20 protein-coding genes are annotated in these 21,490 nt (G+C 34.1%); 12 read left to right on the plus strand and 8 right to left on the minus strand.

What is annotated here, in order from left to right; translation table 11 throughout:
• Positions 1-8: 8 nt before the first annotated feature.
• The 4 genes from pxpB (at position 9) to Q0783_RS17525 (ending at position 3,687) form a co-directional block, all read left to right on the plus strand.
• Positions 9-740 (plus strand): 5-oxoprolinase subunit PxpB, encoded by a 732-nt coding sequence (gene pxpB / locus Q0783_RS17510; protein WP_298897311.1) that lies wholly within the window; start codon positions 9-11, stop codon positions 738-740.
• Positions 733-1,581: a biotin-dependent carboxyltransferase family protein gene (locus tag Q0783_RS17515; RefSeq protein ID WP_298897313.1), complete on the plus strand. Its 849-nt coding sequence runs from the start codon at positions 733-735 to the stop codon at positions 1,579-1,581. The genes pxpB and Q0783_RS17515 overlap by 8 nt, the downstream gene beginning before the upstream one ends.
• A gap of 91 nt (positions 1,582-1,672) precedes the next feature.
• On the plus strand, positions 1,673-2,188 hold the full coding sequence (locus Q0783_RS17520; RefSeq protein ID WP_298897315.1) for a hypothetical protein: 516 nt from the start codon (positions 1,673-1,675) through the stop codon (positions 2,186-2,188).
• Positions 2,189-2,865: 677 nt separating this feature from the next.
• A complete protein-coding gene (locus tag Q0783_RS17525; protein ID WP_298897317.1) occupies positions 2,866-3,687 on the plus strand; it encodes a histidine kinase in 822 nt (273 codons plus the stop codon).
• Here Q0783_RS17525 and Q0783_RS17530 read toward each other — a convergent pair.
• Together Q0783_RS17530 and panB are read right to left on the minus strand one after the other, a co-directional pair.
• Entirely contained in the window at positions 3,684-4,388 is a 705-nt protein-coding gene (locus Q0783_RS17530; protein WP_298897320.1) for an RluA family pseudouridine synthase, read from the minus strand. The genes Q0783_RS17525 and Q0783_RS17530 overlap by 4 nt on opposite strands.
• Before the next feature lie 15 nt (positions 4,389-4,403).
• On the minus strand, positions 4,404-5,222 hold the full coding sequence (gene panB, locus Q0783_RS17535) for a 3-methyl-2-oxobutanoate hydroxymethyltransferase (protein WP_298897322.1): 819 nt from the start codon (positions 5,220-5,222) through the stop codon (positions 4,404-4,406).
• Positions 5,223-5,327: 105 nt separating this feature from the next.
• Between panB and Q0783_RS17540 the strand changes: the two genes are divergently transcribed.
• On the plus strand, positions 5,328-5,786 hold the full coding sequence (locus tag Q0783_RS17540; RefSeq protein WP_298897324.1) for a nuclear transport factor 2 family protein: 459 nt from the start codon (positions 5,328-5,330) through the stop codon (positions 5,784-5,786).
• A 13-nt stretch (positions 5,787-5,799) separates the two neighbouring features.
• On the opposite strand, the gene Q0783_RS17545 is transcribed toward Q0783_RS17540, so the two are convergent.
• The 3 genes from Q0783_RS17545 to Q0783_RS17555 all read right to left on the minus strand — a co-directional run bounded on the left by Q0783_RS17545 (position 5,800) and on the right by Q0783_RS17555 (position 8,627).
• Positions 5,800-6,423 (minus strand): hypothetical protein, encoded by a 624-nt coding sequence (locus Q0783_RS17545; protein ID WP_298897326.1) that lies wholly within the window; start codon positions 6,421-6,423, stop codon positions 5,800-5,802.
• Between the two features lie 149 nt (positions 6,424-6,572).
• Positions 6,573-7,994: an L-serine ammonia-lyase gene (locus Q0783_RS17550; protein ID WP_298897328.1), complete on the minus strand. Its 1,422-nt coding sequence runs from the start codon at positions 7,992-7,994 to the stop codon at positions 6,573-6,575.
• A 51-nt stretch (positions 7,995-8,045) separates the two neighbouring features.
• Entirely contained in the window at positions 8,046-8,627 is a 582-nt protein-coding gene (locus Q0783_RS17555; RefSeq protein ID WP_298897330.1) for a Crp/Fnr family transcriptional regulator, read from the minus strand.
• Between the two features lie 185 nt (positions 8,628-8,812).
• Between Q0783_RS17555 and dnaK the strand changes: the two genes are divergently transcribed.
• Positions 8,813-10,720 carry a molecular chaperone DnaK gene (gene dnaK, locus Q0783_RS17560; protein WP_298897332.1) on the plus strand — a complete coding sequence of 636 codons (1,908 nt, stop codon included), beginning with the start codon at positions 8,813-8,815 and terminating at the stop codon, positions 10,718-10,720.
• A 73-nt stretch (positions 10,721-10,793) separates the two neighbouring features.
• On the opposite strand, the gene Q0783_RS17565 is transcribed toward dnaK, so the two are convergent.
• Complete coding sequence (locus Q0783_RS17565; RefSeq protein WP_298897334.1) at positions 10,794-12,446, minus strand: HYR domain-containing protein; 1,653 nt, start codon at positions 12,444-12,446, stop codon at positions 10,794-10,796.
• A gap of 112 nt (positions 12,447-12,558) precedes the next feature.
• Here Q0783_RS17565 and Q0783_RS17570 point away from each other — a divergent pair, with 112 nt between their 5' ends.
• The 3 genes from Q0783_RS17570 (at position 12,559) to Q0783_RS17580 (ending at position 15,373) form a co-directional block, all read left to right on the plus strand.
• A complete protein-coding gene (locus Q0783_RS17570) occupies positions 12,559-13,788 on the plus strand; it encodes a class I SAM-dependent rRNA methyltransferase (protein WP_298897336.1) in 1,230 nt (409 codons plus the stop codon).
• Positions 13,789-13,845: 57 nt separating this feature from the next.
• Positions 13,846-14,793, plus strand: a complete 948-nt coding sequence (locus tag Q0783_RS17575; RefSeq protein WP_298897338.1) for a nitronate monooxygenase — start codon at positions 13,846-13,848, stop codon at positions 14,791-14,793.
• Positions 14,794-15,052: 259 nt separating this feature from the next.
• On the plus strand, positions 15,053-15,373 hold the full coding sequence (locus tag Q0783_RS17580; protein WP_298897340.1) for a YtxH domain-containing protein: 321 nt from the start codon (positions 15,053-15,055) through the stop codon (positions 15,371-15,373).
• 62 nt (positions 15,374-15,435) lie between these two features.
• Here Q0783_RS17580 and Q0783_RS17585 read toward each other — a convergent pair whose 3' ends face one another.
• Positions 15,436-16,296, minus strand: a complete 861-nt coding sequence (locus Q0783_RS17585; protein WP_298897342.1) for a GyrI-like domain-containing protein — start codon at positions 16,294-16,296, stop codon at positions 15,436-15,438.
• 154 nt (positions 16,297-16,450) lie between these two features.
• Here Q0783_RS17585 and Q0783_RS17590 point away from each other — a divergent pair, with 154 nt between their 5' ends.
• Positions 16,451-16,798 carry a YciI family protein gene (locus tag Q0783_RS17590; protein ID WP_298897345.1) on the plus strand — a complete coding sequence of 116 codons (348 nt, stop codon included), beginning with the start codon at positions 16,451-16,453 and terminating at the stop codon, positions 16,796-16,798.
• Positions 16,798-18,045 carry a sigma-70 family RNA polymerase sigma factor gene (locus Q0783_RS17595; RefSeq protein ID WP_298897347.1) on the plus strand — a complete coding sequence of 416 codons (1,248 nt, stop codon included), beginning with the start codon at positions 16,798-16,800 and terminating at the stop codon, positions 18,043-18,045. The genes Q0783_RS17590 and Q0783_RS17595 overlap by 1 nt, the downstream gene beginning before the upstream one ends.
• Before the next feature lies 1 nt (position 18,046).
• Here the strand turns inward: Q0783_RS17595 and Q0783_RS17600 are convergent, their stop codons facing one another.
• On the minus strand, positions 18,047-18,619 hold the full coding sequence (locus Q0783_RS17600; protein WP_298897349.1) for a GNAT family protein: 573 nt from the start codon (positions 18,617-18,619) through the stop codon (positions 18,047-18,049).
• Between the two features lie 377 nt (positions 18,620-18,996).
• Here Q0783_RS17600 and Q0783_RS17605 point away from each other — a divergent pair.
• On the plus strand, positions 18,997-21,490 hold a 2,494-nt coding region (locus Q0783_RS17605), incomplete at its 3' end, for a hypothetical protein (RefSeq protein ID WP_298897351.1).

Here is a 21,490-nt window from a genome sequence, read left to right on the forward strand (position 1 = left end):
TGGGAGTTATGGATTTTGAACTTAAATATAAACCATTTTCTGAGCGCTCTATTTTGATAGAATGGCCTGCCGAAATAGCTCTAAACATCCTTAACGATGTCTTAATATTTAAAGATCATATAGAAAATTCAAATATTAAATCTATACTTCAGGTAAATAACGCATATAGCTCGATTTTAGTTATTTATAATTTCACTATTGATAAAATCTATGATGAAATATCGATCTTAAAAAGACTCTATTTCAGTAGAAATAGTAAAACTAAGCACATCACAAGACGATGGAAGATTCCTGTGTGCTATGATGATGAATTTGGATTGGATTTAGATGAAATTTCCGAAGAAAAAAAGTGCTCAAAAACTGACATTGTTTCTTTGCATTCTAAAGCTGATTATACGGTTTTTTTTATTGGCTTTTTACCAGGCTTTTTATACTTGGGCGGATTGGATAAACGCTTACATGTTCCGAGGAAAAAGAGTCCAAGATTTGAGGTTAGAAAAGGAGCAGTAGCAATAGGAGGACAACAAACAGGAATCTATCCTAATTCGAGTCCTGGTGGATGGCATATCATTGGGAATACACCTTTAGAGTTTTTTGATTTAAGCAAAGACAGACCATGTTTTGCAAATTCAGGTGATAAAATTCAGTTTTTTCCAATAGACAGGAACGAATATCAAAATATCTTGACTCAAATAGATTTGGGTACATATCAATTAGAAAGTGAGGTGGTTGATGATTGAAGTGCTTAAAGCTGGGTTGTTAGATACTGTTCAAGATAGTGGCAGAGTGGGTTCCCAAGAGTTTGGAGTTCCGTTTTCAGGTGCAATGGATAACTATTCATATGCATTGGCAAATTCTATCTTAGGTAATCCTAGTGATGCTGCAGTTATCGAATCTACGATAGTCGGACCTAAACTAAAATTTCATGCAGACACTTCAATTTGTATTACAGGAGCTCAGATGCAGCCTGCTATAAACGGAAATGCCGTTAGAAACAATATTGAAATTTCGGTTAAAGTAAATGATATATTAAGTTTTGGAAAAAAGGAATATGGCTGCAGAATCTATATAGCCGTTGCTGGAGGCTTTCAGACTAAAAAGGTTATGAATAGCAGGAGTATGTATAAGGGAATTACTGATGATGTAAAATTAAAAAAAGGTGATATACTGCCAATTGTAGGGCGACATTATGTGGATTCGAAGATGTTCTCTTCAATAAAAGTTGACAAGACACATTTTTATAATGAAAGTATAGAGGTAACTATTGGTCCTGAATATGAAAAACTTGATACACATTTGCAAGAGTTGTTAGTTAATCAAGAGTTTACAATCTCTGTGAATAGTAACCGAATGGCTTATCAATTTAACGAAACCCTACATAATTCTTTAGAAGGTATCATCACATCTTTGGTGTTACCAGGAACAATACAATTAACACCTTCTGGGCAGGTTATAGTCTTAATGAGAGACTGTCAAATAACAGGTGGATATCCAAGAATTTTGCAACTTACAGAAGCCTCAATAAATGTATTATCTCAAAAGTTTTTGGGTGACATGATTCGGTTTAAACGTATAAAATAGTAAGAAAAAACCTAAATTTTAACATAAATAATGGTTTTGTATTTAGATTTTCAATACATTACGATACAATTAATTCAAAACTAACCAAATTATGAAAAAATTAGGACCAATTATTTTAGGGATTGTTATTGGCGCTGTTGCCATGTATTTTTACTTTCATAATATTAAAAATGTTGACGGTATGAGTGACACACCAACACCAAAAGGTATAATTTCGCCTAAAGAAATTAAAGTATTAACTGAAGCTTATAATTCTAGGTATGACAGTATTAATAATACTGTTTTTAGAGGCGTTGAAGGCGGTGATAACAGATCATCATGGTATTCTTTAGAAGATTTACGCAACTATCTAACGCTTGCAGAAAAACAAGCGGCAGAGCAAGGATATACTATGGATGGTGTAAGAATATATCCAGGAGCACTTCCAGCTATAACTGGACGACCAGGATATACCACATTTTTATTTGTACCAACAGGCTATTTAGACAAATCTGAAGGTAATATGATCAGTCTCAAGCAAGGAGGCGGAGGAGATGATATGCCTGATGGAAATGGATTAGACATGGGAGGAGAAGGTAAACCACCTGGAGCAAATTACCCTCAATAATATAAAATTAGATTGAAGCAATTTCTTCTCAATAACTTAGATTTTCTTACCTATTATGCACTGGAGATAATCGCTGCAATATCAGGGACAATCTATCTAAGAAAAACAAAAAATGAGAAGCTCAGACTATTTGTTAATTATTTATGGCTTATTGTGGCCGTTGAATTAATAGGTAGGTATTCATATATTCTGCAGAATAACTATGATTATGAATGGTATATAAACCTGAAAAATAGTGTATTCTGCAGAAATAGATGGTTGTATAATCTTTATGGTTTTTTGAGTATAGGGCTTTTAGGAATCTTTTATTCTAATTTACTCACTAATAAAAATTTCAAAATTTTAATACGCTCTATTGTTATAGCCTACAGTGCATTCTCTGTGTTTTTTTATACCTTTACTGATGCGTTTTTTTATAGAACTATACCATACGATGACGTTTTAGGTTCAATAATAATATGCCTTTTTGTGGTCTTGTATTTTATTGAATTGATAAGAAGTGATTATATTCTTGTGTACAATAAATTACCATCATTTTATATAAGTGTTGCGCTACTTTTATGGTATCTATGCGCTACACCATTATTTATCTTTGACTCATATTTTTATGCAATTAACACGAAATTTGTTGAGTTTAGAAGTTCGTTTTTGTTAATTATAAACATATTTACTTATTCATGTTACACCTTTGGATTTTGGTATTCGCTCAAGAAGAGCAAGCAATAAATGAAGAACAAATTGCTTTAATTAGTTATGTCATTTTTGCCTTATTATTACTATCTGTAATGGTGATATTGTTTTTTGTAACCTTTCAGAAGCGAAAAAATAAATTGCTTTTAGATAAAATAAAACAGCAGCAAGAGTTTGATGAAGAACTTTCTCGTACCCAAACCGAAATACAAGAACAAACCTTAAAACATGTTGGATGGGAACTACACGATAATGTTGGTCAGTTGCTCGCTTATGCCAGTATGCAATTAAACATGCTAGGCACAAAAGTCCCAGAAGATATTAAGTCTAAAGTACAAGAAACATCAGATATTGTTAAGGATAGTCTTAAGGAAGTGCGTGCGTTGTCCAAATCTTTAAATAACGATGTACTACTAAATATGGGTTTTGAAGAATCTATTAACAATGAGCTCAACCGTTTAAAACGTATGAAGTTTTCTTCGGCAGAATTGGAAGTCAAAGGTTCAAAAAGAGATTTCAGTGAGAAAAAACATGAAATTATTATTTTTAGAATTCTTCAAGAGTTCTTTTCTAATTCGGTCAAATATTCTGAAGCCGATAGCTTAAAAGTTGTTTTAAGTTACACACCCAATCAATTGACCATAATTGCTTCTGATGATGGTAATGGATTTGATGTAGCTTCCGCAGAAAAGGGGTCAGGACTTATTAATATGAAAAGTAGAGCCGAATTGATTGATGCGACTTTTGATATCACTTCACGACCTAATGAAGGTGTTCAACTTAGAATCAAATATCCATTTAATGATTAATGCTCGCAAGCCTGCCAAATAGCATCTTTTGGTAATGGCGCAGTAACATCAATTTCAACTTTTGAGACAGGATGAATAAACCGTAGTTGTCTTGCATGTAAACTAATACTCGCATCTTTATTACTACGATCAAAACCATACTTTAAATCTCCTTTTATTGGAGACCCAATAGTTGACAACTGGCTCCTAATTTGATGATGTCTACCAGTCTCTAATTCAATTTCTAATACATGATAATTGTCTAAGGATTTAATCAGTTTATAATGCAGAATGGCTTTTTTACTGTCTTTAATTTCTTTATGATAGGCTGTAGATTTATTATTTTTTGGATTTTTTTTGAGCCAATGGATTAGAGTGTCTTGAGATACTTTAGGACGATTCTTTACGATGGCCCAATAGGTTTTATTTGCTTTTTTTTCAGCAAACAATTTGTTGAGTCGTGGTAGAGCCTTACTCGTTTTGGAAAACAACACAACACCAGTTGTTGGTCTGTCTAGACGATGTACAACACCTAAATAGACATTGCCTGGCTTATTGTATTTGTCTTTAATATAATCTTTGACAACATCACTAAGCGGCTTGTCACCAGTTTTATCGCCTTGTACAATATCACCTGCGCGCTTATTTACGATGATGATGTGGTTGTCTTCGTAGAGTACTTGTAAATTAAATGTATTTGAAAGGATCTTACCTTTAGACAATTCTAGAAATCTTAATTAATATTGTTCTTTTTCGTTTGGAAAGCTAACTGCTTTTACGTCATCAACATATTGACCAATCGCTGTTGTCATATCTTCGTAAAGGTTCATATAACGACGTAAGAAACGAGGATTAAACTCATGAGTCATACCAATCATATCATGTAAAACCAAAACTTGACCATCAACTCCAGCACCAGCACCAATACCAATAACAGGTATCGATACACTTTCAGCAACTTCTTGAGCTAGTTTTGCAGGAATTTTTTCAAGTACAATTCCAAAGCAACCTGCTTTTTCTAGCATTAAGGCGTCTTCTTTTAGTTGCTTTGCTTCTTGTTCTTCCTTAGCTCTAACCGTATAAGTACCAAATTTATATATGGATTGAGGAGTTAATCCTAAATGTCCCATTACAGGAATACCAGCATTTAGAATACGTTTAATAGATTCTTTGACTTCTTTACCGCCTTCCATTTTCACTGCATGACCACCAGATTCTTTCATAATCCTAATAGCAGAGCGTAAAGCTTCTTTAGGATCACTTTGATAACTTCCAAATGGTAAGTCAACAACAACCAAGGCTCTGTCAATAGCTCTTACTACCGAAGACGCGTGATAAATCATTTGATCTAAAGTAATTGGTAAAGTGGTTTCATGTCCTGCCATCACATTACTTGCCGAATCACCGACTAAAATAACATCAACGCCAGCCTCATCAACGATTTTGGCCATGGTATAATCGTAAGCAGTAAGCATGGATATTTTCTCGTTGTTTTTTTTCATATCAACAAGAGACTTCACTGTAATTCTTTTGTAATCTTTTTTTGCTACAGACATAGTGTGAAAATTAATTATGTGTAAAAATACAGAGTTTTGTTAAACTTTATTTATTCTAGCGTCTAAAAACTATTAATTTTATAATTTAACTGAAATTTTAAACACATGAAAAATTATATCTTTTTTATTGCTATCATGATTACGTCATTTTCATTTTCTCAATCTTCAGAAAGTGATAATGTAAAAGCGACTATCGAACGTTTTTTTGAAGGCTTTCATAAACAGGACAGTACAATCATTTTAGAAACAGTTGGCAAGGATATAAAAATGCAATCTATTGGAAAAAACAGAGAAGGTAAAGCTGTTTTAAACACGTCTGAATTTAAAAAGTTTTTAAATTCAATTGTATCTATTCCCAAAGAAAAAACATTTAAGGAAGAACTTCTAGGTTTTAATATTCAAGTAGATGGTGATATGGCTCATGCGTGGACACCTTATAACTTTTGGTTTGATAAAAACTTTAGTCATTGTGGCGTCAATTCATTCCAATTATTCAAGCAAGAAGGGACATGGAAAATTATTTACCTGATAGATACGCGAAGACGAGATTGTAAGCAAGACTAATAGTTTTTTTGTCTTATTTTTTTGCTAATCCGTCACTAAACTGATTCAATTTGTAGTTATCAAAATCATTGAGTGATTTTAATACATCTACTTTCTCAACATCTTTTAGATCACCTATATAGATTGCAGAGAATGTATTTTTTGGATATGTAATGGCGGTTTGCCCTTCTTTTAAATTTGTATTTATTAAAGTTCCATAGCTTTTTGCATGGTTAGATACCGCAGCAATAAAAACTGTTGGTTGTTTTATGCTTTCCCCAGAGTACGCAAAAATGGCATCTTCTTTATGATTTAGATTTAAACTTCCATGTACAAGACCTATATTGGTTTTTGGCGTGTTATTTATATCTGAAAATTCAATTTCTGTATGCGATAAAATTGATTGGGATCCAGAATTCCAAACGAGATTACCCTCATCAATTCCAAAGCGATTACCATTCCATTCAGAATCTGTAAAATATATCTTAGTATGTGCTGGGATGTCTTCTAAAGTGAATATAGAAAAGCTGTCATTATGTTTTGAATGAAATGAGGAAAATGCGATGTCTCCAGTCTCAAGCTTTTGTTTTTTTCCTTCGATGAGGAGTACAAAAATTAATAATATTGGTAAAAGTAGTAAAGGCTTTAGATGTTTCATTTTGCATGTATTTAATAGGTATAAATATCTGCATATGACTTAACCCGAAACTAAACTAAAATTTAATAAAATGTAAAAAAGGAGTTTGTGGTATGAAAAAATAGTTATGTCTATGTTAGCTAGATTAATCTAATATTAAATGCTTGAATTTAGCAATCTGCCATATTTACTCCAATAGCTAAACCACCTTCAGAGGTTTCCTTGTACTTTGTATTCATGTCTTTAGCTGTTTCCCACATCGTATTTACTACTTTGTCCAAAGGCACTTTAACATTGTTTGGATCTGTATCTAAAGCCAATTCGCAAGCGTTGATGGCTTTTATAGCTCCCATTGCATTACGCTCAATACAAGGGATTTGAACCAATCCGCCAATAGGATCACAAGTAAGTCCCAAATGATGTTCCATAGCAATTTCGGCAGCAACTAAAACTTGTTCAGGTGTTCCTCCCGAAAGTTCACAAAGCGCACCTGCTGCCATTGCAGAAGATACACCAATTTCTGCTTGACATCCACCCATTGCAGCACTAATGGTTGCCCCTTTTTTAAAGATGCTTCCTATTTCGCCAGCAACTAATAAAAATCGTTTGATATCATCAAAATTACCATCGTGATTCTCAATCACAAGGTAATACATTAATACTGCTGGAATAACTCCAGCACTTCCATTGGTTGGTGCTGTAACCACACGACCTAAAGACGCATTGACTTCATTTACTGCAAGCGCAAAACAGCTCACCCATTTGAGGATTTGTCTAAATTTTACTTCGGTGTTTCGTATAGCATAAAGCCATTCTACAGGATTTGAATATGCGGTTTCACCTTTTAAACTTTGATGCATATCATAAGCACGACGTCTTACATTGAGTCCGCCAGGAAGATTACCTTCTGTATGACAACCTGTATACATGCATTCTAACATAGTGTCCCAAATTCTCTTAAGCTCAGCGTTGATATGGGCTTCAGAATGAATAGATTTTTCATTTTCTAAAACGACTTGAGAGATTGACTTATTTAAATCCTTGCAAAACTTTAAAAGTTCTGTGCCTTTTTCTATGGGATAAGGAAATGAGCATTTGATTTCAAAATTCTTCTTGTGGTTTGTACGCTCTTCTTTAACAACAAATCCACCACCTATGGAGTAGAAGGTAGATTTATAATTTCTACCATTAATAGTAGCTGTAAAAGTCAACGCGTTTGCATGAAATGGTAAAAACTTTCTGTTAAAAACAATATCGGTTTTGATATCAAAATCAATTGGTTTTTCATTATTAAAAACTAATGTATTGGTGTTTTTAATAGTGGCAATAGTAGCATCAATCGTTTCAACAGGAATGCGTTCAGGATCGGTACCACTTAAACCTAGGAGCACAGCATAATCTGTTGCGTGCCCTTTTCCTGTTAGCGAAAGAGAACCATAAAGATCAACAGTTACTTTGTCTACTTTATCAAACTTCTTTGTGGTTTTAAGCTCATTGATCCAACGTTCGGCAGCACGCCATGGTCCCAATGTATGAGAGCTGGATGGGCCAACTCCAATTTTAAGCATATCAAAAACAGAAATACATTCCATGTTTTATATCAATTTAGTCTGGCAAATATAATTCTTATTAAGACATATACGTTAATAAAGTTTTGATCGAATACGACTTAATTGAACAGGTGTAATGTTAAGATAAGAGGCGATTTGATATTGCGGAATAAGTTGATCGATATTAGGAATTAATTCTTTTAATTTTAGATAACGCTCTTTCGCATTCATTGATGAAATTTCAATAAAAATACCTTCGCCAGCCATAAATAGAAACTCTAGATAACGTGTATAGAATTTTAATACTTCAGCATTAGTATCACATAAAGAGATAAACGCTTTATAATTGATCTCATAAATATGACAGTCTGTAAGTGTTTCATAAATAAACTCAGAAGGTTTATTTGTGAGCATAGAAGTAAACGAAGCAAAAAATTCTATTGGTGTAAATAATGATTTGGTTAATTCCTTACCATTTTCCATAATAAGATAAGAACGTAATACACCTTTATTTATAAGATAGAGTTTTTTACTCACCTCGCCAATCTCTACGAGTTTAGAGCCTGATTTGAATTCTTTTAATTCGGCAATAGCATATAGTTTATCATAAGTTTTCTTAGATAAGGGAGATAGAGAACACATGAAATTGAAATTAACATCGTAATAATCAATCATAGGCTTAGGGTTGGTATATAATTATGTCAATTTAAAGATATACTTTTTTACTGAATTTCCATTTACAGAGTTGTGACATCATGTCATATTTTTTGTCATGGCATAATCATTGTCATATAGATAACGAATTTAAAATGACATAACATTTCCGAATCAAAGGAAATAAAAACACAAAATATAAAATTATGAGTAAGATTATTGGAATCGATTTAGGAACTACAAACTCTTGCGTTTCGGTGATGGAAGGTAATGAGCCAGTGGTTATCCCAAACGCTGAAGGTAAAAGAACAACACCTTCTGTTATTGCCTTTGTAGAAGGTGGTGAAATTAAAGTTGGTGATCCAGCGAAAAGACAAGCGGTAACTAACCCAACAAAAACAGTTTATTCTATTAAACGTTTTATGGGTAATAAATATTCTGAATCTAAAAAAGAAGCAGAACGTGTACCTTATAAGGTAGTAAAAGGAGACAATGATACACCAAGAGTTGATATTGACGGTCGTTTATATACACCTCAAGAATTATCGGCTATGGTACTTCAAAAAATGAAGAAAACTGCCGAAGATTACTTAGGAACATCAGTAAGTGAAGCCGTAATTACAGTACCAGCTTACTTTAATGATTCTCAACGTCAAGCAACTAAAGAAGCAGGAGAGATCGCAGGTTTAAAAGTTCGTAGAATTATCAACGAACCTACTGCAGCAGCTTTGGCTTATGGTTTAGACAAAAAAGGAATAGATCAAAAAATCGTAGTGTTTGATTTTGGTGGAGGAACGCATGATGTATCTATCTTAGAATTAGGAGATGGAGTATTTGAAGTATTATCTACCGATGGAGATACACATTTAGGTGGTGACGATGTTGATGAGAAAATCATTAACTGGTTGGCTGAAGAGTTTAATACTGAAGAAGGTATTGACTTACGTAAAGATCCAATGGCATTACAACGTTTAAAAGAAGCTTCTGAAAAAGCGAAGATTGAATTATCGTCTTCAGCTCAAACAGAAATTAATTTACCATATGTTACTGCTACGGCAAGTGGACCAAAACACTTAGTTCGCACATTGACACGTTCAAAGTTTGAACAATTAATAGATGATTTAGTAAAACGTACAATTGAACCATGTGAATCGGCATTAAAAGCTGCAGGTTTATCTAAGAGTGATATTGACGAAGTTATATTAGTAGGTGGTTCAACACGTATTCCAGCAGTTCAAGCAGCTGTTGAAAAATTCTTTGGAAAAACACCAAGCAAAGGTGTAAACCCAGATGAAGTTGTATCTCTAGGAGCAGGAATTCAAGGTGGTGTATTAACAGGAGATGTAAAAGACGTTCTTCTATTAGACGTAACTCCATTATCTCTTGGCATTGAAACTATGGGTAATGTAATGACCAAGTTGATCGAAGCTAATACAACAATTCCTACTAAGAAATCGCAAGTATTCTCAACAGCAGCAGATAATCAGCCATCTGTAGAAATTCACGTATTGCAAGGTGAACGTCCAATGGCAGCAGACAATAAAACAATTGGTCGTTTCCATTTAGATGGAATTCCACCAGCACAAAGAGGAGTGCCTCAGATTGAAGTGATTTTTGATATTGATGCTAATGGTATCATTAAAGTATCTGCTGAAGATAAAGCAACTGGTAAAAAACAAGATATCAGAATTGAAGCCTCTTCAGGATTAACAGAAGAAGAAATTACTAAAATGAAGCAGGAGGCTGAAGCTAATGCAGATGCAGATGCTAAAGCGAAAGAAACGGCTGATAAATTAAATCAAGCAGATGCTATGATTTTCCAAACAGAAAATCAACTTAAAGAATTTGGTGATAAATTATCTGATGATAAGAAAAAGCCAATCGAGGAAGCGCTTGAAGAATTAAAGAAAGCTTATGAAACTAAAGATGTTGCTGTTATAGAACCAGCTTTAGAGAAAATTAATGAAGCTTGGAAAGTAGCTTCTGAAGAAATGTACAAAGCACAAGCCGAAGCACAGCAAGGTGGAGCAGAAGCACCAGGACCAGATGCAAGTCAGAATGGACAAACAGAAGGAAATGATGTGGAAGATGTTGACTTCGAAGAAGTGAAATAAGACAAATATCTTAACATTAAAAAAACGCAATCATGAATTTGATTGCGTTTTTTTATTAGATATATAACTATTATTATTGTTTTATAAATTGTTTTAATACAGATCGACCATCTTCACTTCTCACAGACATGAAATAAAGGCCTGCAGATAATTGAGAGACGTCAAATTGTTTTTCTGATTCTACGAATTCAATATTGGTAAATACGTGTAGAATTCTTCCATTTAAATCTATTATCCTTACATCATCTATAGATGTTGATGTATTTGCTTGTAAAGTGATAACAGCGTTTGTTGGATTAGGATATATAAGTATATTTCTATTAAATATATTATCATCAACACTTAGGTTTTCGTCAACTGTGATATCAAAAGAGCATGAAACAGAGTTACCTGAAATATCTATAACATCAAATGTATTTGTAGTTGTACCTATTGGAAAATCACTTCCGCTAGGTAAACCGGCTGTTTGTAAAGGCATATAATCAATTTCTAAAAGATACCTAAAAGTATTACCATTAGTAACATCATTCCAACCACCATTAGACTGTACAACAACATAATCTTCGTTCCCTGCATTATTTGGTTCACCGCCATTCCAATTGTTAAATGTCGCCGAATCTCCACTTTGCCATACAAAATCACCTTCTGTTGTTAAATCATTGAAGCCAATTAATACATTTCCTGCAGCTCCAATTGTACTAATAGCATTAACCAGTAAATCATTATCTGAACTATTTCTTATCGTACCCACAAAACCACCTTGTACCAAAGCATCGGCGAAGGCATCTTGAGGAGTGAACGTGGCGTCTGATAAATAATAAGCTTTGTTATTGATATTTGCCAATGGTGTAAATCCGGTTAGCGGATTAATAAGATCACAATTATCGGTTGGACTTAGACTAAAGTTTACAACTGCACTGGTGTCGCCAAAATTAGCAGCGGTTTGAGTAATATCACTTGGACAATTTGCAACTGGTAATTCTGTATCGGTTACTGTTACTATAAAACTACAGCTTACGGTATTATTATCGCTATCTGTAACACTAGCGAAAACTTGGGTGATTCCAACTGGAAAGGTTTCACCAGATGCTAATCCAGAAGTAATTGTAGGAGTTAAAGCGCCATCTTCATTATCGTTAGCAGAAAGACTGTAATTTACAATTGCTCCACATAAACCAGCGTCATTGTTTACATTAATATCGCTAGGACAGGTAATAACTGGTGCTGTACCAATAGTTTCATAAAGTTGCACATCGGCTATTTGATTTATGCTACTAGCAGCACAAGTTCCAGTAAAATTTACTCTGTAATATGTATATCCTGTGGTATTAGTAAATGAGAATGTTCTTGGAAAAAATCGATCTGAGATACATGGTATATTACCAGTGGCAATACTTGTGTAACTTGTTCCATCGTTGGAACCAAATACTTCATAATCTGTAGGATCTCTTTCAGGAGCATCATTTGCTGTAACGAATTCTATCGCTACTGCTATTTTGGAGTCTCCTAATAAGTCTATATCAAATCCAATACCATCAAAAGCATTAAAATCTAAGAATTTAGTATTGGAGTTTTGATCAATAACATTTTGTACCGCTTCTCCGCCTGGAGAATTTACACTACCAAAGTTGACAGCAGTATGGATACTACTATCAAAAATACCTTGGGCCAATAAAACGGGTATGCTAAATAAAAACAGTAACGCGAATAGTAATTTTTTTTTCATGATTGGTTGATTAAGTTAGACTAATAATGTTTTAAAGTTATAGTATTGTTGTGAAGATTTCAAGATATTAATTGTGTTTTTGTATTTTCCAACTTCATTTCAATAGCAATACATGTTAGATTTAAACCATTTAGAATCAAATAGTAAACACAATCGTTTAGCGGTTAAACTCACTACAAAAGGCGAAAACTATGTGCAACAAGGGCATCCTTGGGTGTTTTCTGATAGTATTACTAAAATCAATACCGATGCGAAAACTGGCGATTTAGCAATTATCTTCGGAAAGCGAAACAATGGGATGATAGGGATTGGACTTTATGATGCTAAGTCACCTATACGTATTAAAATGATTTATAACGATAGTAAATCAGTAACAATTGATGATACTTTTTTTCTTCGGAAAATTCAACATGCTTATAAAAAACGATTAACACTATTAAAAACTAATACGACAAGTTATCGGTTAATTTTTGGTGAAAATGATGGTTTTCCATCGCTCATTGCTGATGTATATGATTCTATTTTAGTGGTTAAGCTTTATTCTGAAATTTGGTTGCCTTACCTTAAAACCATCTTAGAAAGTTTAATTGAAACGTCAAGCTGTGATACAGTTGTACTGCGATTGAGTCGTGGTTTGCAAAATTCTGAGGCTCATCAATTAAAAGATGGCGACGTTATTTACGGAACACTAGATAATGAAGTCATTGAATTTAAAGAACACGGTATTAATTTTTCGGCTAATGTGATTAAAGGTCATAAAACAGGCTATTTTTTAGATCATAGAGAAAACAGAAAGCAAGTAGGTTTGTTGAGTAAAGGGAAAACTGTTTTGGATGTGTTTTCATATGCTGGTGGATTTTCAGTACATGCTTTGGCTAATGGAGCGAAGGAAGTCACAAGCTTGGATATTAGTGCGCAAGCTCTTGAGATTGCAAAACAAAATGGAAAACTAAATGTGTATTCTGGAAAGCATTATACACTAGCTGGAGATGCTTTTAAAATTTTGGAGCAACTCATTTTAGAAGGTAAAACTTACGATGTTGTGGTTATTGATCCTCCAAGTTTTGCTAAGCAACAATCAGAAATTCAATTGGCAAAGAAAAAATATGCTCAACTCGCACGATTAGGCGAACAATTAACAGCTAGAGAAGGTTTGCTGGTTTTGGCATCTTGTTCGTCTAGAGTTACAGCTACTGTTTTTTATGATGGTAATGAACAGACTTTAAAGTCTACAAGACGTCCCTTTTCTATCATACAAAAAACGCAGCATGATAGTGATCATCCCATTGGATTTTCTGAAGGTGCCTATTTAAAATGTGGTTATTATAGGTTCTTAGACTAACAAAGTGTTATGCGTGCATAATATTTTATTATATTTGTCTTTCATAATACTCAATATATGGAAACTAGACTCACTCAACTTCTAAAAATTAAATATCCAATCATACAGGCACCAATGTTTTTAGTGTCTAATGTAGCTATGGTTACTGAAGCTATGAAAAGTGGTATTGCTGGATGTATTCCTGCGTTAAACTATAGAACTTTAGATGAGTTAAGAGCTGCGATTAGGGAATTAAAAGCAAATAAAGTAGAAGGAGGTTCATTTGGGTTTAATTTAATTGTCAACAAATCAAATATCAAATATAAAGGACAATTAGAAGTGCTATGTGAAGAGGGTTGTGACTTTATTATAACATCTCTTGGTAGTCCTGAAGAAACCATTAATCAAGCACATGCTGTTGGAATAAAAGTATTTTGTGATGTTACCGATTTGCGTTTTGCTAAAAAAGTTGAAGGCTTAGGTGCAGATGCTGCTATAGCTGTTAATAATGAGGCAGGTGGTCATCGTGGAAATTTATCTCCTGAAGAATTAATCAAGCAACTAAATGAGAACTTATCTATTCCTGTTATTTCTGCAGGTGGTGTTGGATGTAAAGCAGATATTGATAAAATGTTGAGCTATGGTGCTGAAGGCGTTTCTGTTGGTAGCCCATTTATTGCCTCAGAAGAGGCAGGAGTCACTCATGAGTATAAACAGGCCTGCGTCGATTATGGTGCTGAAGATATTATTATGACCGAACGCATTTCTGGAACTCCATGTACAGTAATCAACACGCCATATGTTCAAAAAATTGGCACCAAAGCTACATGGATTGAGAACCTTCTCAATAAAAACAGAAAACTCAAAAAATGGGTTAAAATGGTGCGATTTTCAATTGGAATGAAAGCAACCGAAAATGCAGCAAAAAAAGCAACATACAAAACTGTTTGGGTGGCTGGGCCTAGTATTGAACATACCAAAGAAATTCTTCCTGTAAAAGCTATTGTTGCAAATTTGACTGCATAGTTCTGGCTAAAGCTTTTATGATTAATTTGCATCCATTAACCTAACCTACTATATAAATATATTTAGTTTAATAATGATGCGCAATGGATAAAACGTCATTTAATCGAAAATGATAGTGTTGTTTCAATAGAAATTAGAACGTATAAGCGTAATGATTAAAAAGGAATTTAAATCATTGATTTTGAATTCGTTTGTAACAAAATCGCAAATTTTAAGACGTATAAATAAAACAACGTTTAATCATAAAAATATAAACAGGATGATTCATAAAGGAGCCATAGTATTAGGTGTATTAATAGGAGCCGCTGCAGGAGTGTTATTAGCACCAGAAAAGGGAAGCACTACAAGAGCTAAACTTAAAAAAGAAGGTAAGGATATAAAAGATCAAATAGTTAAAGATTTTTCAGAAGTTAAAGAGGATGTGTCTAAAGCAGCATCTTCAGGTAAGGAAAAATTCAAACAAAAATTTGGAGATTTTGCTTCTAAAACAAGTTACAAGACAGAACAAGCAATTACATTTGTAGAAAAGCAATTAGCTATTTTAAAAGAAAAAAATAAAACATTACAAAAAACCAGTTAATCTATTTTAGATGTATTGTTAAATGCCCAAGCATGATTAGTGCTTGGGCATTTAAGTATTATCTATTTTATGGGAATGTAAAATTCTGTTTTTAATTTGTTTTCAGCTACACGGTCAGGATGACTTATATAGCGTTCTCTAACAGGTTCATCCCGAAGTTCGTAATCTGTATTAATGAGCCATTCTTCAAACATATAATTATATACATCAGCAAAATATTTATAACTGCCTTGATATAAAAAGACAGCAAACTTTCCGCCTTTAAGTGTTTTTACACCAATATCACCAACTGCCTCAGCATTTTTATGAATAATTAAACAAGCATCATATCGTAGTTTATCGGCTGGAGTAACATTTGGGTCATCATATGGCAAACCAAACATTTGAATTCCTTTTGTAAATAGTTTTTGTGCTTTTATTTGCGCCCAAAGTTTTTCCCAGGCACCAGCATAATCTAATGTTTGATAAGCTCCTTGCATTCTGTAATACAAGCAGTTTTTGTCTTCTAAGTTTAAAATTTTCGGTTTTTTAATGTTCAATTCTCGTGTCATAAGTGTCGTTTTTTTGATTGTATGATTTTTTGTTGTTCTATATGTAGAGGGAGATACACCAAAGTGCGATTTAAATTTTTTTGATAAAGATGAAGGAGACTCAAAACCTACTGTATATGCAATCTCTTCAATAGAAGATTTCGAAAAGCAAAGGAGCTTTGCCGCAGTCTCCACACGCATTCTTGAAATATATGCGCCAATAGGCTCTCCCAATAAAGCTCTACTAATGCGATGAAAATGAAATGGAGAAAAATGTGAAATTTCCGCTAGAGTTTTAATATCAATTTTTCGATCTAAATTGGCTTGTATATATTCTATGATGATATTTAATCGCTCTTCATAAAATGCTAGGTTTGTTTTTTTCGAACTCATTTATCTAATCTTAATATTTCAAAAGTAACATGAAAATAAAAGAATCACTTTTCCAAACTTGCTCAATACTCTATATTGATTATTTTTATAAAAGTTGTCCCTTTTTATTAATTGAATACGTCTTACATATATAAACAATTTAATTTTTAAGATTATGAAAAATTTTATGATGATTTTTATTGGCGCTGATTATGCCGATTTAGGACTATCTCCTGAAGAACTTCAAAACCGAATGGGAAAATGGTTTGCTTGGGGAAACAAAATGGAGCAAGCAGGAATATTGCGAGGAGGTGAGGCACTAACTTCCCAAATAAGAAGAATTACAGGAGAAAACAGAACGGTCACAGATGTAACATCTGCAGAAGTTAAAGAAATCGTTGGTGGTTACTACACAGTAGAGGCCAAAGACTTTGATGCTGTTCAAGAAATAGCTCGAGATTTTCCTGACTATGATTTAGGAGGAACAGTTGAGATACGTGAAGTAATGGTATTTGATCGTTAATGGAGTCAAAAAACATAGATCATCTGTTTCGCCATCATAGTGGAAAGATGGTCTCTGTTTTAACACGTATTTTTGGACTCAAACATCTTGATCTTATTGAAGATGCGGTTCAAGATACATTCTTAAAAGCGAGTCTTAGTTGGCGATTAAAACAACCCAAAAATCCTGAAGCTTGGTTAACCCAGTCTGCTAAACATAGAGTTATAGATATTTTTAGAAAGCTCAAGACCGAAAGAAATCTTCTTCCAAATCTTACTCAAGGCACACATGCAATTGCTATTAATGACCTGTTTTTAGATAACGAGATTGAAGATGCACAACTTCGAATGATCTTCACAGCATGTCACCCAAAGTTAGATGCTCGTGATCGTATCTCTTTTGCCTTAAAAACGGTATCAGGTTTTAGTACCAAAGAAATTGCCTCAGCATTATTAACTAAAGAAAATACGATAAAAAAACGCCTTTCTAGAGCGCGTAAATCAATACAAAAAGCAGATTTAAAATTCAACATTCCTCAAGGGAAAATGCTTTACGATCGCTTAGAGAGTGTTATGGAAGTTCTATATCTTGTTTTTAATGAAGGGTTTCATTCTAATACAAAAGAACAATTAATACGCACTGATCTGTGTGGTGAAGCAATGCGCTTATGTCAGTTATTACTGAAACAAAAAACAATGCGTTTTCCGAAGGTTTATGCACTATTTGCATTAATGTGTTTTCATTCATCTCGATTGGATGCTAAGATTAATTCTGAAAACCAGCTGTTAGATCTGAAAAATCAAGATAGAAGTTTATGGCACTTGCCATTAATAGAATTAGGGAATACTATGATGAATAAAGCAGTAGAAACTGATGAGTTTTCAAGTTATCATTATGAAGCAGCGATTGCGGCAGAACATTTCCGAGCCAAAACTTTTGAAGCTACTAATTGGGACAAAATTTCACAATGGTATGAAGCGCTTTATCAATTACAACCTATGCCATCACATCTACTTACCTTAGCTGTTATTTGCATTCAAAACGGAAACTATAAAAAAGCTAATACATATTTTGAACAACTCAATCCTAAAGATTTAGAGCAACGAGCATATTTATACTATGCGGCTAAAGCAGATTATTATGCAGAAATAAATGATTTGAAAAATGCTCTAAAACATATCGAGAAGGCTTTAGAAACTGTTACGAATGTTCTTGAGAGAGGTTTTTTAGAAAAGAAGAAATCTAATTGGTTAAAAGAAGAACTATAGTCTATAGTGTTCTAAAAACTTCAGATCTAATAGTTTTCCATTCTTCTTTTAAAATTCCATAGCAACAAGTGCTTCGTCTAAACCCATCATTCATAATAGTATCTTTTCGTAAGATGCCTTCAAGTCTGGCACCTATTTTTTCAACAGCCTTTCTTGACTTTTGATTGCGTTCATCAATTCTGAATTCTACTTTTTCAAAAGCTAACCTCTCAAACGCATACTGAAGCATTAAAAATTTCATGTGCAGGTTTAATCCAGTGCCTTGAAACTCATGTCCAATCCATGTCCAACCAATATGCAAAACTTTGTTTTTCCAATTAATCAAACCAAACCGTGTACTTCCAGCATATTGCTGTTTGTCTTTGTCAAAAATGATAAACGGTATGGTTGCTTTACGTTGATAACCATCTAAGGCAACATTGACATAGTTTTTCAATTTTTCTGGAGAAGAAATATCACTTGGAGAATAGTAGATAAGGTCTTTTTCTTGAGCAATATCAATTAAATTATGATAGTTATTCAATGTAAGAGGCGTTAATCTAACACGCTCAGTTTCAAGAGAAGAAATTTGCATAAATCTTAAACTTAAATTGAAAAGTAAAAGTATTCAAAAATTCATTAGAGCCGAAAATAAAATTATAACTCGTATAGTGAATGTGTTTTGCAATTCAAATACCTTTCCTCATCAAAAGATTGTATTTCAACGATTTAATTATAGCATTAAAAAATAATACTTCTATATTTAATCAAACTCCCACATCACTAGTTTTGTTGAGAATACTAGTATAATATAATAGCATTTTAATTGCGGTTGGTTAATAGCTCTCATCAACCCAATGTCTACACGTGTAGTGTCTATAGTGTTATGGTTTAATTAATTAAACCAATTACATTATGAATTTGTATGTTATTAATTCAAGCAATTATTTAAGATTAAAAAAAATAGCGCTAATGATAGCGTTTTTATTAGGGTTTCAGATGTCTTTTGCTCAGGCAGACACACCCTGTGAAGGTGCACAGCGTTGGACTCAAGGTTCTACATGGCTCCCAGATGGTTCAATCGATGATGCTCCTAATGCTGCTTTCCCAAATGGTATCATCAGATGTGGTAGTTCGGCGGAAACGCAATCACAGATAATGCCTTACAATAACTCAATTTATGATGCTACTCAATTCGAAATAGACATCTCAGGGATTCCTTGTTTTGATCTTAGTACGCAAACTACAGTGTTTCCGGATAACCCAACCAATGGACAGCCTATAATATGGTTAAACTTTGATGTGAGGGCATTCGCTGGTAGTTTTGAAATTCAAATAAATGATAATTCAGGAGACACCATAGCTTGGGCTTTATACTCTTCAAACGTTCATCAGGCGGGAACAAGCCCTGCTCCCAATGGACAGGAGTTAAGTGGAGATTGTGGAGACCTTAAGCGAATAGCTTGTGGTGTCGAAAGCTCTAGCACGTGGAATTCAATACCTATCGAAGGAGAAGATTTTCTTGAACCTGCAAATATGTATCTTGCAGTATGGGATCAAGATGCAGATGGAGATTTAGCCATAAATAATTTTAAGGCGAGGTTTGGTTGTGGCGATAGCGATGTGGTTATTTGCTCACTAGGTGTTGAAGCCCCTGTTGTTTCATGTGCAGAAAATGGAACGTATTCTGTAACTGTACCGATTAATGGAGCGAATGGTCAATACACAGCGATTGATTCAAATGCGATTTCAATTTCTAGCGATGTATGTCTAGGTAATTTAGGAGGAGGAGCAATTTCGGGTTCGTTTACGTTAACTTACAATCAAGGTACTGACTACAATATTGACATATCTCCAGTTATTCCATCTACAAATGGTTGTGAAGACCCAATAAATCCAACACAATGCACTCAAAATGTTGCAGGTGTTAGTCCTCCGCCAGGAACTGATGACATACTAGATACCGCTACAGTTTGTTCTGAAGATTCTTATTTATGGTCTATTGATGGTAATAGTTATTCTATTGCGGACTCTCCCGTAGAATTGAATTTAATTGATGCTAATGGCTGTCCATATACTGCGACTTTGACCATTTCTGAATATCCAATCACACCAGATGATGCGGCTTCAGGAGAAGTTTGTGAAGGAGAGACGTTTAATTACGAAGGTATTGAGTATGCTGTCGGATCACATGATATTCCAAGAACAGATACTAATGGTTGTCCATATAAAACGGTATTAACAGTAACAGCTTATCCAGTCACACCAGATGACGCAGCTTCAGGAGAAGTGTGTGAAGGTGAAACGTTTAATTACGAAGGTATTGAGTATGCTGTAGGGTCACATGATATTCCAAGAACAGATACTAATGGTTGTCCATATAAAACGGTATTAACAGTAACAGCTTATCCAGTCACACCAGATGACGTAGCTTCAGGAGAAGTTTGTGAAGGAGAGACGTTTAATTATGAAGGTATTGAGTATGCTGTCGGATCACATGATATTCCAAGAACAGATACTAATGGTTGTCCGTACAAAACGGTATTAACAGTAACAGCTTATCCAGTCACACCAGATGACGCAGCTTCAGGAGAAGTTTGTGAAGGCGAGACGTTTAATTATGAAGGTATTGAATATGCTGTAGGATCACATGATATTGCCAAGATAGATACTAATGGTTGTCCGTACAAAACAGTATTAACAGTAACAGCTTATCCTGTCACACCAGATGATGCGGCTTCAGGAGAAGTTTGTGAAGGCGAGACGTTTAACTACGAAGGTATTGAGTATGCTGTAGGGTCACATGATATTCCAAGAACAGATACTAATGGTTGTCCGTACAAAACAGTATTAACAGTAACAGCTTATCCAGTCACACCAGATGATGCGGCTTCGGGAGAAGTTTGTGAAGGTGAGACGTTTAATTATGAAGGTATTGAGTATGCTGTCGGATCACATGATATTCCAAGAACAGATACTAATGGTTGTCCATACAAAACGGTATTAACAGTAACAGCTTATCCAGTCACACTAGATGACGCAGCTTCAGGAGAAGTTTGTGAAGATGATAAGTATACATATGAAGGTGTTGAATACGAAGTTGGAGTTTATGATATTCCAAGAACAGATACTAATGGTTGTCCGTATAAAACGGTATTAACAGTAACAGCTTACCCTGTGACACCAGATGACGCAGCTTCAGGAGAAGTGTGCGAAGGCGAGACGTTTAACTATGAAGGTATTGAATATGCTGTCGGATCACATGATATTCCAAGAACAGATACTAATGGTTGTCCGTATAAAACGGTATTAACAGTAACAGCTTATCCTGTGACGCCAGATATAGAAGATGATGTTACAATCTGTGAGGGTGATTCTTATTTGTGGGTGGTAGACGGACAAACATATACTGTGTCCGACTCACCAGTAGAATTAGATTTGATAGATGTGAATGGCTGTCCATATT

Source organism: uncultured Psychroserpens sp. (assembly GCF_947500255.1).
Lineage (GTDB): Bacteria > Bacteroidota > Bacteroidia > Flavobacteriales > Flavobacteriaceae > Psychroserpens.

Excerpts from the sequence above, each read along its gene's own strand:
- Q0783_RS17520 (WP_298897315.1), top strand. The coding sequence starts at position 1,673 with ATGAAAAAATTAGGACCAATTATTTTAGGGATTGTTATTGGCGCTGTT.
- Q0783_RS17575 (WP_298897338.1), top strand. The coding sequence starts at position 13,846 with ATGGAAACTAGACTCACTCAACTTCTAAAAATTAAATATCCAATCATA.
- Q0783_RS17590 (WP_298897345.1), top strand. The coding sequence starts at position 16,451 with ATGAAAAATTTTATGATGATTTTTATTGGCGCTGATTATGCCGATTTA.
- Q0783_RS17550 (WP_298897328.1), bottom strand. The coding sequence starts at position 7,994 with ATGGAATGTATTTCTGTTTTTGATATGCTTAAAATTGGAGTTGGCCCA.
- pxpB (WP_298897311.1), top strand. The coding sequence starts at position 9 with ATGGATTTTGAACTTAAATATAAACCATTTTCTGAGCGCTCTATTTTG.
- Q0783_RS17545 (WP_298897326.1), bottom strand. The coding sequence starts at position 6,423 with ATGAAACATCTAAAGCCTTTACTACTTTTACCAATATTATTAATTTTT.
- Q0783_RS17565 (WP_298897334.1), bottom strand. The coding sequence starts at position 12,446 with ATGAAAAAAAAATTACTATTCGCGTTACTGTTTTTATTTAGCATACCC.
- Q0783_RS17540 (WP_298897324.1), top strand. The coding sequence starts at position 5,328 with ATGAAAAATTATATCTTTTTTATTGCTATCATGATTACGTCATTTTCA.
- Q0783_RS17585 (WP_298897342.1), bottom strand. The coding sequence starts at position 16,296 with ATGAGTTCGAAAAAAACAAACCTAGCATTTTATGAAGAGCGATTAAAT.
- panB (WP_298897322.1), bottom strand. The coding sequence starts at position 5,222 with ATGTCTGTAGCAAAAAAAGATTACAAAAGAATTACAGTGAAGTCTCTT.
- Q0783_RS17580 (WP_298897340.1), top strand. The coding sequence starts at position 15,053 with ATGATTCATAAAGGAGCCATAGTATTAGGTGTATTAATAGGAGCCGCT.
- Q0783_RS17555 (WP_298897330.1), bottom strand. The coding sequence starts at position 8,627 with ATGATTGATTATTACGATGTTAATTTCAATTTCATGTGTTCTCTATCT.
- Q0783_RS17525 (WP_298897317.1), top strand. The coding sequence starts at position 2,866 with ATGTTACACCTTTGGATTTTGGTATTCGCTCAAGAAGAGCAAGCAATA.
- Q0783_RS17570 (WP_298897336.1), top strand. The coding sequence starts at position 12,559 with ATGTTAGATTTAAACCATTTAGAATCAAATAGTAAACACAATCGTTTA.
- Q0783_RS17515 (WP_298897313.1), top strand. The coding sequence starts at position 733 with ATGATTGAAGTGCTTAAAGCTGGGTTGTTAGATACTGTTCAAGATAGT.
- Q0783_RS17595 (WP_298897347.1), top strand. The coding sequence starts at position 16,798 with ATGGAGTCAAAAAACATAGATCATCTGTTTCGCCATCATAGTGGAAAG.
- Q0783_RS17600 (WP_298897349.1), bottom strand. The coding sequence starts at position 18,619 with ATGCAAATTTCTTCTCTTGAAACTGAGCGTGTTAGATTAACGCCTCTT.
- dnaK (WP_298897332.1), top strand. The coding sequence starts at position 8,813 with ATGAGTAAGATTATTGGAATCGATTTAGGAACTACAAACTCTTGCGTT.